Below are 10,529 nucleotides of genomic sequence, written 5' to 3'. Positions count from 1 at the left end.
ATCCGGCCGATTGCGATTGGCAAAAAGAATTGGCTATTCGCGGGCAGCGAACGCGCCGGCAAACGCGCAGCCGCCATCCAAAGTTTATTGGCGACGGCTAAACTGAATGGCATTGAGCCATCAGAATGGCTGAAGGACACGCTGGAAAAACTCCCTACCTGGCCGAATAGCAGGATTGATGAGTTGTTGCCGCTGCGCGGCTAGTTCATTTCGATGCAACTGGCGAGGTGGTCACGCCGTACGCATACACCATCACGGCTTTTTATGCCGACACAACGCTTTCGCTCTGAGCTTGACTGACTTTGCCACCCTCTCTGCTGCGATTGATCCGCAGTGGATTGCGCAGGCGCTAGCAGCAACAGGAACTGCCGGTATCCGAAAGCGTAAAATGCCAGCCGAGCAAGTCATCTGGCTGGTCATCGCTCTGGCCTTGTTTCGCCGCCAATCCATTGCAGAAGTCGTTGTTCATCTCGATTTGTTATTTCCCAATGAGCACGATCCCGACATTGCCAATAGCGCACTGACGCAAGCTCGGCAACGGTTGGGCGGCATTACTGGCCTACAATTTGGTGCGTCTGGAAATGGCTGAGGTGGTCAAAGAAGTGGGGGTAGCTGCGACCGATCTGAGTTTCCAAATGGGATTGGGCTATTTGCAATATGAATGGCGCTGGCTGGCCACCAATAGCCCCGGCAAGATTCCGAAACAATTGCATCATCTTCGTGAGCGTCTGGAGGAATTATTACTCCCCATACAACACGGGGGCGTGAATGCCCCCGTGTTGTCAAATCCCTAGCGAAGCGCTATCCAGCACGAAAAATCATGAAAACAGACCTTAAGTGAACGGGATTAGCGCAATAAGCGCCGTTTTTTTATTCATACTTATGCAGCACTCAGGCCAGATTTTTCTGGATAAATTGTCCAATCAATTGAATTTCAGGCAGGCAAACTGAATGCTGTATGGGGTAAGTCTGCCAGCTCACATCAACGCCAAGCTGGCTCACATAGTCTTTTGCTTTTTCACCTAATGTAATTCCAACAACAGGATCATGGCTGCCATGTGCGGCCAGCAGTGGCGTATTGATATTGCTGCGGATGCTGTCACGGCTAATGAGCTCTTCGGCTGGTAAATAAGTCGACAAACAAACAATACCCGCCAATCTTTCTGAATGAGTTAAACCGGCAGTATAGGCGATTGCGCCGCCTTGGGAAAAGCCCGCCAGGATGATACGGTGGGTAGGTATACCTTTTTTATTCTGGTCGGCGATTAAATCGTGCACATATTGGACACTGGTTTTTACACCTTCAATATCGGCCTGACGGCTGATCTGATCAAAATGTACGATGTCGTACCAGGCGCGCATGACATAGCCGTTATTGCAGGTAATTGGCATCTGCGGCGCGTGCGGGAAGATGAAGCGCACTGCCAGATCTGCGGGTAAGCCCAGTTCGGGTACGATGGGGGCAAAATCGTGGCCATCGGCACCCAGACCATGCAGCCAGATTACTGCTGCACTTGGATTGGTGCCGGTTTCAATTTCAACGTAAGGCAGTAGACTGCTCATCTTTGCTCTCTTTGGTTACGGATTACTGAGGGGCGCGAATAGCTGTTTTAGGGCGAAATGCCGACACGACTGCACTATGCGTTTCAACGTATGGGCCTTCCAGTAGCTGAATGCAATATGGTACCGAGGCGAAAATACCGTGGACTAATACGCTACCATCGGCGTCTTTGACGCCTTCCAGAGTTTCTTTGATCGATTTAGGTTGCCCGGGCAGGTTTAAAATCAGGCTACTGCCACGAATGACACCAATTTGGCGCGATAAAATTGCCGTCGGTACATAGTGCAGGCTAATCTGGCGCATTTGCTCGCCAAAGCCCGGCATTTCGCGCTCGGCAATGGCCAGCGTTGCGTCGGGCGTGACATCGCGTTTAGCGGGGCCAGTACCGCCGGTGGTCAGCACCAGATGGCAGTGCTGATTGTCGACCAAATCAATCAGCGTCGCTTCAATGGTGGGTTGCTCGTCCGCAATCAGGCGGCTGACGATTTCAATGGGGCTCGCTATCGCTTGGCCAAGCCATTCTTGTAGCGCAGGAATGCCTTTGTCTTCGTACACGCCGCTGCTGGCGCGATCAGAAATCGACACCAGACCAATTTTCAAAACATCATTCATGGGATTTAAAGCTCACATTGATCGAGTCAAGGCTGGCTTCAACATTGAGCTGTGCATAGTGCTCAATTTGCCACTGTGCCAAACCGCTTGCATCGTGCCCGCCTGCGCTGGTTACCAGGCAAACCGCCGCACCCGCAGCATGGGCCGAGCGTATGCCTGCGCTGGCGTCTTCAAAGGCCAAGCATTGATCTGCGGTGAGGCCCAGTTTGGCGGCGCCCATTTGAAATGGCGCAGGGTGCGGTTTGCCATCTTTTACGTCGTCCGCGCCAACGATGTGCGTTGGCAGTGGCAGGCCCGCAAAGGCCAATTTAGCCAAGGCCAAATCGCGGGGGGCTGATGTCACCACCGCCCATTGGTGAGGCGCGAGGCTGCTTAGCAATTCATGCGCGCCGGCAATTGCGACAATGCCTTCCAGCATCAGCGCTTCTTCGGCCAGCAGTAATTCAACTTCGCTTTGCGCATCCAGATGGGGTGCCACAATCTGGATGGTTTCAATGCCTCGGCGGCCGTGCATTACGGCCTGAATGTCGGTGAAGTCCAGTTTGTGCCGTAGAGCCCAGTTGCGCCATAGCAGCTCGATACATGATCGGGAATCAACCAAAGTACCATCCATGTCAAACAACAGGCCCTTTACGGCAATGCTCATTCTTCGTCTTCCTCGGTGCTGTCGCTTAAGCTGGGTAGTGCCGGCTCTTTAATGTGCGACTTGATTAGCTGGAATAATTCGCGGAACGCTTTGGGTGGCATATGTTTGCCACTTTCCTGCGCTTGACGCTCTTTGATCGCGTTGCGAATCAGCTGGCGCAAATGCTGAATATCCACGTCGGGGAAATCAGCTATAAATTGCTCAACCGCTTTGCTGTCGACCAGTAGCTTCTCGCGCAGGCGTTCCACCTGATGCAGCCATGCGGTGTGTTTATCCGAATCACCATTGAGCGCATCTAAAAATGCATAAATCGGCGCAGCATCAACGTCACGCATCAATTTACCGATGTATTGTTTATGACGAGCGGTCGCGCCATTGGCGGTAATCCGTCGGCCTTCGTTCAGGGCATCGACGAGTTTCTCGGGTAAATTGAGCGGTGCCAGTTGTTTGGCGCTGTAAGTCATCAGTGTGGCACCCAGTTCCTGCAGTGCGGTTGCTTCGCGCTTTAATTGGGATTTACTGACGCCTTCAATTTCATCGTCGTGTTGTGGTTTGGCCATATAGGGTATCTAACGCCGGTGCAAAAGCAGTATGATAACAAACTTGGGCTTAAGCTTGCTGCCCGCCGCTGCAATTAGCGTGTCAATACAAGCAATTACTTTTTCCAATTTATCCAACGGAACATAAATACGTGTCTGAATTCAGTTTTAGCGAAAGCACTTTGCGTCAATTGGCAAGTCAGGTGTTAGATATCGCCAAGCAGCAAGGCGCCACCGCCTGCGATGTGGAGGTTTCCGAAGGTTCAGGACAAAACATTTCGGTACGACTGGATGAAGTCGAAACCATTGAATACAACCGCGATAAAGGCGTCAGCGTCACCGTTTATCTCGGGAAACAAAAAGGCCACGCCAGCAGCAGCGATTTTTCGCCGCAGGCGCTCTCAGACACGGTGAAAGCTGCGCTGGCGATTGCCAAATACACGGCAGCGGATGAATTTGCCGGCCAGGCCGATCCAAAGCGCCTGTGTACCGTGTTCCCCGATCTGGATCTTTATCATCCGTGGGATTTGTCGGTGGAAAACGCGATTGAATTGGCGCGCGAATGCGAGCAGGCCGCGCTGGCTGTGGACGAGCGGATTGATAATTCGGATGGTGCAACGGTGTCAACGTCGGCCTCGCGCTGGGTGTACGGCAATTCGCAAGGTTTCATCGGTGCGGGCACCAGCACGCGCTATAGCGTATCGGCGGCAGTGATTGCCGAAGACGACAGCGGTATGCAGCGCGATTACTGGTATACCGCAGCGCGCGCAGCGTCTGACTTGGAAGCCGCCGCCGCCGTAGGGCGCAAGGCCGGTGAGCGCACCGTACGTCGCCTGGGTGCACGCCGCCTGAAAACGGGTGAATATCCGGTATTGTTTGAGGCCAGCGTCGCTAGCTCGTTGATTGGGCATTGGGTGAGCGCGGTGTCGGGCAGCAGCTTGTATCGCAAATCAAGCTTCCTCGTTGATAGTTTGGGTCAGCCGGTGTTTGCGCCGTGTGTGACGATTACCGAAGATCCATTCACGCCACGCGGTTTTGCTAGCGGTGCATTTGATGCCGAAGGCGTGGCCACTACCGCACGTACCGTGGTTGATCGAGGGGTTCAGCAGGGGTATTTCCTTGGCAGCTATTCTGCACGCAAGCTAGGGATGGATACCACCGGTAATGCGGGTGGCCCGCATAATCTGTTTGTCGCGCCAACTGATGTCGCATCGAGCTTGCTGGGCAAAATGGGCACCGGTTTGCTGGTCACCGAATTACTCGGCCACGGCATCAATATGGTGACGGGTGACTACTCGCGCGGCGCGGCTGGTTTCTGGGTGGAAAATGGCATCATTCAATATCCGGTCGAAGAAATCACCATCGCGGGTAATTTGCGCGAGATGTACCAGCGCATTGTCGCGGTGGGCGATGACGCGCTGGCGTCGAGCAGTCGCAAAGTCGGCGCGATTTTAATCGAACGCATGACCGTCGCTGGCGATTAACAGGCGCTTAATCCATGACTCCTCCACTGGATAAACCTGATTACTGGTCGCAGGCCACGCAGGAATTGGCGGCGGCCGATGCGGTGATGGCGCAACTGATCGCGCTATATCCGGATGTGAGCTTGCGCACGCGCGGCGATGCGTTTCATACGCTGGCGCGCTCGATTGTTGGTCAACAGATTTCGGTGAAAGCGGCCGATTCAATTTGGTCTCGGCTGGCTACTTGTTTGGGCGAAGTGAGCAGTGCAGCCGTTTTAGCCACCGATGTTGATGCACTGCGCGCGTGCGGCCTGACGCAACGTAAAGTCGAATACCTCAGTGATTTAGCGCGCCATCATGTTGAAGGCCGGCTTGACCCGACTGCTTGGCTTGCTTGGGACGATGAAGCGGTGATCAAAGAGCTGGTGTCGATCCGCGGCATCGGCCGTTGGACGGCCGAAATGTTCCTGATTTTTTACCTCGCCCGCCCCAATGTGCTGCCGCTCGACGATATCGGCCTGATTCGCGGCATCGCCGAGCATTATCACAATGGAGAGCGCAAACCGCGCGCCGAGCTCAAACAGCTCGCCCAGCTGTGGCAGCCATGGTGCTCGGTGGCCACGTGGTATTTGTGGCGCAGCCTCGACCCGGTGCCGGTGGAGTATTGATGGCCGGTTTAATAAAAAAAGCCGTCGCAAGCTACTGCGACGGCTTTTTTTATGTGTAGTGGGGCACCTTAAGCAATGGTTTTTAATTTGCCACGGAAGTCGGCAATTGTCTGATAGCCTTTGTCGTCCATAATCGCCGCCAATTCATCGAGGACGCGCGGGAAAATGCCGGGGCCTTCTTCATACAGACTGGTGCCAATTTGCACTAGGGTTGCACCGGCGAGCAAATGCAAAAAGGCTTCGGTGCCTGATTTAACGCCGCCGCAGCCGATGATGGTTTTCTCGGGGCAGCGACGGTAAAACGCATTCACATTGGCCAGCGCGGTAGGCAAGACATAATCGCCACCGAGACCACCAAAACCATCTTTGGGCTTGATGAGTGTGGTTTCACTGTCCAGATCAATCACCAGCGCATTGCCGATCGAGTTAATGCAGGTGACAAAGGCCACCAAGGGGTAGCGGTTGAGAATTGCGGCCGCTTCGTCAAAATGCGCCATATCAAAATACGGTGGCAGTTTGACGCCGAATGGGCGCTGATAACCGGATGACACTTCGGCCAGCAAAGTATCCATGGCGTCAAAATCGTAGCCAATTTGCGATTTACCCGGCACATTCGGGCAGGACAAATTCACTTCCAGAATTGCGGGTGTAACGGCATCTTTCAAACTGTCGACCATGGTGAGATTGTCGTCCAGCGTCAGGCCGGAAATCGATACAAACAGGGGCTTGTTTTCGTGATCGTGCCGCTGGGCATAACGCAGATAATAGGCAAACCCTTCGTTGGGCAGGCCCATTGAATTGATGCTGCAGACCTTATTTTCCTGGGGGCTGCCATTGCCAAAGACGCGATAGCGCGGTTCCGGGTTGCCATCACGCGGCTGCAGGGTGCAGCTTTTGCTCACCATTGCGCCTGCGGCGGATTCGGCAAGCGCTTCAAGTTGCGATGCAACGCTGCACCAGACCCCGGATGCATTCATCAAGGGGTTTTTGACTGGCAACTCCAGAAATTGTGTGGTCAAGTCCGCCATGACCTTCTCCTTAAACTCACGATTAGTGTCGATTGTAGGCAATCGTGTCGCACTGCAATGTGAGTCAGGTCAAACAATTGGGCAAAAGACTTCAATCAGACAGGAGGCAGATCAATCCCGATCTGGTGCGAGCAGTTACAATAGCGCCATTCACTATGAGTTGGTCGCAAATCGGTGGCGAATTGTTGGTAATTTTGTCACTCAGCGGATCAACTGTGCTACTGCCGAGGATGGATTGATGACAAGCCCGATTTCAGAATTTCCGTTTAACCTGTTAGCCGATGAGCTACAGCGCGTACGGGCAAATACCCCACTGGTGCATGTGCTCACCAACGAGGTAGTACAATGCTTCACAGCCAATACCCTGTTGGCGCTTGGCGCATCCCCCGCAATGGTGGTGGCCAAGGAAGAAGTGGCCGGTTTTGCCGCGCTGGCCGATGCGTTGCTGATAAATGTGGGTACGCTGTATGCCGAGCGCTTGGAGGCGATGAAGCTGGCGATTGCCGCTGCCAATGCCGCAGGCACGCCGTGGGTGCTCGATCCGGTGGCGGTGGGCGTGTTGAGCTATCGCACTGAGGCTGCCAAGGCGATGTCGGCATTAAAACCGGCGGCGATTCGCGGCAATGGCTCGGAAATTATGGCGATGGCCGCTGGTGTGGGCTTGGCGCAAAGCAGTCATATCGGTAAAGGTGTCGATAGCACTGCCAGCTCCAATGCGGCCCTTGGCGCAGCACAAGTGCTGGCTCAAGCTACTGGCGCGATTGTGGCGGTGACGGGCGCGATTGATTACATCACCGATGGCGAAAAAACTTGGTCGGTCGATTTAGGCCACCCGCTGATGACCAAAGTGGTGGGCACTGGTTGTGCATTGTCGGCGGTGGTGGCGGCCTTTGTGGCGGATGCGCCCAATCGGCTGGACGCGGTGGCAGCGGCTTGCGCAATTATGGCGCTGGCGGGCGAGCGTGCCGTTGAATGTGCCGACGGGCCGGGGACTTTTGTGGCGCCATTTTTGGATGCGCTGCATATTATTCACCCGAATCAATTACGGCAGGTGGGTGTATGAGAGCTGAGGTGAGCAAAGCCAACATTGATGTCAGCCTGTATCTGGTGCTCGATCCCGACTTGTGCGGCGGCATGGCGGCTATGGTGGAAACGGCCAAAATCGCCGCACAAAATGGCGCCACGGTGGTGCAGCTGCGCGCGCCCAATTGGAAAAAAGGCCAGTGGCTGCAATGTGCACAGCAGCTAAAAGCGGTACTTGCGCCATTGAATGTACCGCTGATTATCAACGACCACGTCGATATTGCGCTGGCGGTCGATGCCGATGGCGTGCACGTCGGGCAAAGTGATATTCCGGTACAAGTGGTGCGCCAATTGATTGGCCCCAATAAAATATTAGGCTTGTCGACCAATAATCTGGCCAATGTGGAGCAATTGCTCACGCCAGAAATTGCCGATTGCATCGATTACATTGGCGTTGGTCCGGTTTATCCAACCAGCACCAAAAAAGACGCCTCGCCGGTGATTAGCTCCGCTGAAATGGCCGCGATGTTTGCCAGCACCGGTACGCTACCAGCGGTGGCGATTGGTGGTATTGGTCGTGGCAAAATCGCGCCGCTGATTGCGGCTGGGGCCGATGGCGTGGCGGTGGTGTCGGCGATTTGCGGGCAGGCGGATGTGGCGCTGGCGACGCGCAATCTGGGCGCTGAACTGCAAGCTGCACGTGATCAATCAACTGCGAATTGAACTTCAGGGAATCAATAATGAGCTCAAGTAAAACCGAAACCATTCGCCACGCCTTAACGATTGCCGGCTCTGATTCGGGCGGTGGCGCCGGGGTACAGGCCGACTTGAAAACTTTCTCGGCCTTGGGGGTGTATGGCATGAGCGTGCTCACTGCGCTCACCGCGCAAAATACCCAAGGTGTTAGCGCGGTGCATCCGGTACCGCCCGATTTTATCGCCGCCCAGTGCGATGCGGTATTTAGTGATATTCGCGTTGACGCAGTCAAAATGGGCATGTTGGCCAATGCAGACATCATCTCTGCAGTGGCCGCCAGCCTGCGCAAATACCAGCCAAGGTATATCGTGCTAGATACCGTCATGATTGCCAAAGGTGGGCATACCCTGCTAGATCCAGCGGCGATCAATGCGCTGCGTGACGAATTACTGCCGCTGGCGAGTATTATTACGCCCAATTTGCCTGAAGCAGCTGCGCTGCTCAATTGCACTGAGGCCAAAACCGAGGACGAAATGCGTGTACAGGGCAGGGCGCTGCTGGCCGCGGGGGCGCAGGCGGTGTTGATGAAAGGCGGACATTTACACGCCAATGGCGGTGGCGATCAATGTCCGGATTGGCTAATGACGCCGGATGCCGAAATTCTGTTCCCCGCGACGCGGATCGCGACGCGCCACACGCATGGCACTGGCTGCACACTATCAGCCGCGCTGGCGGCTTTGCGCCCACAACGCGAGGATTGGGAATCAACAGTTGGCGACGCAAAGGCGTGGCTGCTCAAAGCCATCGCCAACGCCGAGCGGCTAGAAGTCGGCCACGGTATCGGCCCGGTGCATCATTTTCATCAATGGTGGTGATTTTTGGCAGATCTAAGCTGAGAAGAGGCGTGTCGAGAAATCAGGTCGATTCATTTTGTTTTTTTACCCGCTTCTTCATCCCACTGCTTGAGCAGGCTCATCTTCTCGGCAATCTTGATTTCTAAGCCCCTGGGTACTGGCTGGTACCAACCAGGTTCTTCTATCCCATCTGGCAAGTAAGTTTCACCTGCTGCATAGGCATTGGGTTCATTGTGAGCATATCTATAGTCATGCCCATAACCCAGCTCCTTCATTAATTTTGTTGGCGCATTCCGAAGATGAACAGGAACTTCTCGACTCTTGTCCTGTTTAACAAACGCTCTGGCCTGCTTGTAGGCCATGTAGCCTGCATTGCTTTTGGCTGCAATCGCCAAATAAATCACCGCTTGCCCGAGTGCCAATTCACCCTCTGGGCTTCCCAGTCGCTCAAAAGTTGTGGCAGCATCATTGGCTATCTGCATGGCTCTCGGGTCGGCTAAGCCTATATCCTCCCAAGCCATTCTAACGATTCTTCTGGATAGATATCTTGGATCGGCACCACCATCTAACATCCTGGTTAGCCAATACAAAGCAGCATCAGGATTGGAGCCTCTGACAGATTTATGAAGGGCTGAAATCTGGTCATAGAAATTGTCCCCACCCTTATCAAATCGTCTTGAATTCAGACTCAGTGCATTTCCAATGAATGCAGCATCAATGACTTCCACACCAGTAGCATCTGCAGCCGTTGCGGATTGTTCCAGCAGGTTCAGAAATCTTCTGGCATCACCATCGGCATACCCAATAATGGTGTCTACAGCCCGGTCTTCAAATTTCAAGTGCCCAAGAGCCTGTTCTTGAGCTCTTTTTAACAGCAACCTTAACTCATCTTCTGTCAAAGACTTCAGAACATAAACCTGAGCCCTAGACAGCAAAGCAGAATTGACTTCAAAAGATGGGTTCTCAGTCGTAGCACCTATGAACGTGACCAAACCACTTTCTGCGTAGGGAAGAAGAGCATCCTGCTGAGACTTATTGAATCTGTGAATTTCATCAACAAATAGAATCGTCTTGCGGTCTCTATCCAGATTTTGCTGAGCTTGTTCCATCGCGGCTCTGATGTCTTTTACGCCAGAGAAGACCGCAGACAGCGCAATGAACTCACAGTCAAAGTAGTTGGCAGTTAGTCGTGCCAAAGTGGTTTTCCCAACTCCTGGCGGGCCCCAGAAAATCATGGAATGGGGTTTGCCTGACTGAAAAGCCAGCCTCAGCGGTTTACCTTCATTTAGAAGGTGCGATTGGCCGATAACCTCATCTAGGGTTTTTGGCCTGAGTGCTTCAGGCAGGGGTGCAACTGGCTGCTGTGCGAATAAATCAACCATATTTCACCCTAATGGAACAGCCGGAAAGAGCAAGAAATTGCATGAAGTCTTGTAGAT

14 protein-coding genes are annotated in these 10,529 nt (G+C 53.8%); 8 read left to right on the top strand and 6 right to left on the bottom strand.

Features of this window, described 5'->3' with window-relative positions; translation table 11 throughout:
* The 3 genes from FLS37_RS13920 to FLS37_RS13910 form a co-directional block, all read left to right on the top strand.
* A partial coding sequence (locus FLS37_RS13920; RefSeq protein WP_198314632.1) for a transposase domain-containing protein occupies positions 1–204 on the top strand: 204 nt, incomplete at its 5' end.
* Positions 205–292: 88 nt separating this feature from the next.
* Positions 293–589 carry a transposase domain-containing protein gene (locus FLS37_RS13915; RefSeq protein WP_157670578.1) on the top strand — a complete coding sequence of 99 codons (297 nt, stop codon included), beginning with the start codon at positions 293–295 and terminating at the stop codon, positions 587–589.
* Positions 582–794 (top strand): hypothetical protein, encoded by a 213-nt coding sequence (locus FLS37_RS13910; RefSeq protein WP_157670577.1) that lies wholly within the window; start codon positions 582–584, stop codon positions 792–794. Before FLS37_RS13915 ends, FLS37_RS13910 begins: the two co-directional genes overlap by 8 nt.
* Positions 795–891: 97 nt before the next feature.
* Here the strand turns inward: FLS37_RS13910 and FLS37_RS13905 are convergent, their stop codons facing one another.
* From FLS37_RS13905 to yjgA, 4 genes are read right to left on the bottom strand one after another with little or no spacing between them, the layout of a single operon-like run.
* On the bottom strand, positions 892–1,563 hold the full coding sequence (locus FLS37_RS13905; RefSeq protein WP_157670576.1) for an alpha/beta hydrolase: 672 nt from the start codon (positions 1,561–1,563) through the stop codon (positions 892–894).
* A 22-nt stretch (positions 1,564–1,585) separates the two neighbouring features.
* On the bottom strand, positions 1,586–2,173 hold the full coding sequence (mog, locus tag FLS37_RS13900; RefSeq protein ID WP_157670575.1) for a molybdopterin adenylyltransferase: 588 nt from the start codon (positions 2,171–2,173) through the stop codon (positions 1,586–1,588).
* The gene (locus FLS37_RS13895; RefSeq protein WP_157670574.1) at positions 2,166–2,819 is read right to left on the bottom strand and encodes an HAD-IA family hydrolase; all 654 of its coding nucleotides are present in this window, start codon (positions 2,817–2,819) and stop codon (positions 2,166–2,168) included. The genes mog and FLS37_RS13895 overlap by 8 nt, the downstream gene beginning before the upstream one ends.
* Positions 2,816–3,379: a ribosome biogenesis factor YjgA gene (gene yjgA / locus FLS37_RS13890; RefSeq protein WP_157670573.1), complete on the bottom strand. Its 564-nt coding sequence runs from the start codon at positions 3,377–3,379 to the stop codon at positions 2,816–2,818. The genes FLS37_RS13895 and yjgA overlap by 4 nt, the downstream gene beginning before the upstream one ends.
* A 131-nt stretch (positions 3,380–3,510) precedes the next feature.
* Between yjgA and pmbA the strand changes: the two genes are divergently transcribed.
* Both pmbA and FLS37_RS13880 read left to right on the top strand, forming a co-directional pair.
* Positions 3,511–4,842: a metalloprotease PmbA gene (gene pmbA / locus FLS37_RS13885; protein WP_157670572.1), complete on the top strand. Its 1,332-nt coding sequence runs from the start codon at positions 3,511–3,513 to the stop codon at positions 4,840–4,842.
* Between the two features lie 14 nt (positions 4,843–4,856).
* The gene (locus tag FLS37_RS13880) at positions 4,857–5,489 is read left to right on the top strand and encodes a DNA-3-methyladenine glycosylase (RefSeq protein WP_157670571.1); all 633 of its coding nucleotides are present in this window, start codon (positions 4,857–4,859) and stop codon (positions 5,487–5,489) included.
* A 68-nt stretch (positions 5,490–5,557) separates the two neighbouring features.
* Here the strand turns inward: FLS37_RS13880 and FLS37_RS13875 are convergent, their stop codons facing one another.
* Positions 5,558–6,517, bottom strand: a complete 960-nt coding sequence (locus tag FLS37_RS13875) for a dihydroorotate oxidase (protein ID WP_157670570.1) — start codon at positions 6,515–6,517, stop codon at positions 5,558–5,560.
* Positions 6,518–6,755: 238 nt separating this feature from the next.
* Here FLS37_RS13875 and thiM point away from each other — a divergent pair, with 238 nt between their 5' ends.
* The 3 genes from thiM to thiD are packed head-to-tail and all read left to right on the top strand — an operon-like array spanning position 6,756 to position 9,111.
* Complete coding sequence (gene thiM / locus FLS37_RS13870; protein ID WP_157670569.1) at positions 6,756–7,580, top strand: hydroxyethylthiazole kinase; 825 nt, start codon at positions 6,756–6,758, stop codon at positions 7,578–7,580.
* A gap of 8 nt (positions 7,581–7,588) precedes the next feature.
* Positions 7,589–8,263 carry a thiamine phosphate synthase gene (gene thiE / locus FLS37_RS13865; RefSeq protein ID WP_232522612.1) on the top strand — a complete coding sequence of 225 codons (675 nt, stop codon included), beginning with the start codon at positions 7,589–7,591 and terminating at the stop codon, positions 8,261–8,263.
* Positions 8,264–8,280: 17 nt separating this feature from the next.
* Positions 8,281–9,111: a bifunctional hydroxymethylpyrimidine kinase/phosphomethylpyrimidine kinase gene (gene thiD, locus FLS37_RS13860; RefSeq protein WP_157670567.1), complete on the top strand. Its 831-nt coding sequence runs from the start codon at positions 8,281–8,283 to the stop codon at positions 9,109–9,111.
* A 50-nt stretch (positions 9,112–9,161) separates the two neighbouring features.
* On the opposite strand, the gene FLS37_RS13855 is transcribed toward thiD, so the two are convergent.
* Positions 9,162–10,472, bottom strand: coding sequence for a replication-associated recombination protein A (locus FLS37_RS13855; protein WP_157670566.1), 1,311 nt, complete (start codon positions 10,470–10,472; stop codon positions 9,162–9,164).
* Positions 10,473–10,529: the final 57 nt, after the last annotated feature.

Origin of the sequence: Chitinibacter sp. GC72, assembly GCF_009760905.1 — a bacterium.
In the GTDB taxonomy this organism is placed as follows: domain Bacteria; phylum Pseudomonadota; class Gammaproteobacteria; order Burkholderiales; family Chitinibacteraceae; genus Chitinibacter.
Note: the sequence above shows the minus strand (reverse complement) of the source record. Positions and strands in the feature narration are given on the sequence as shown.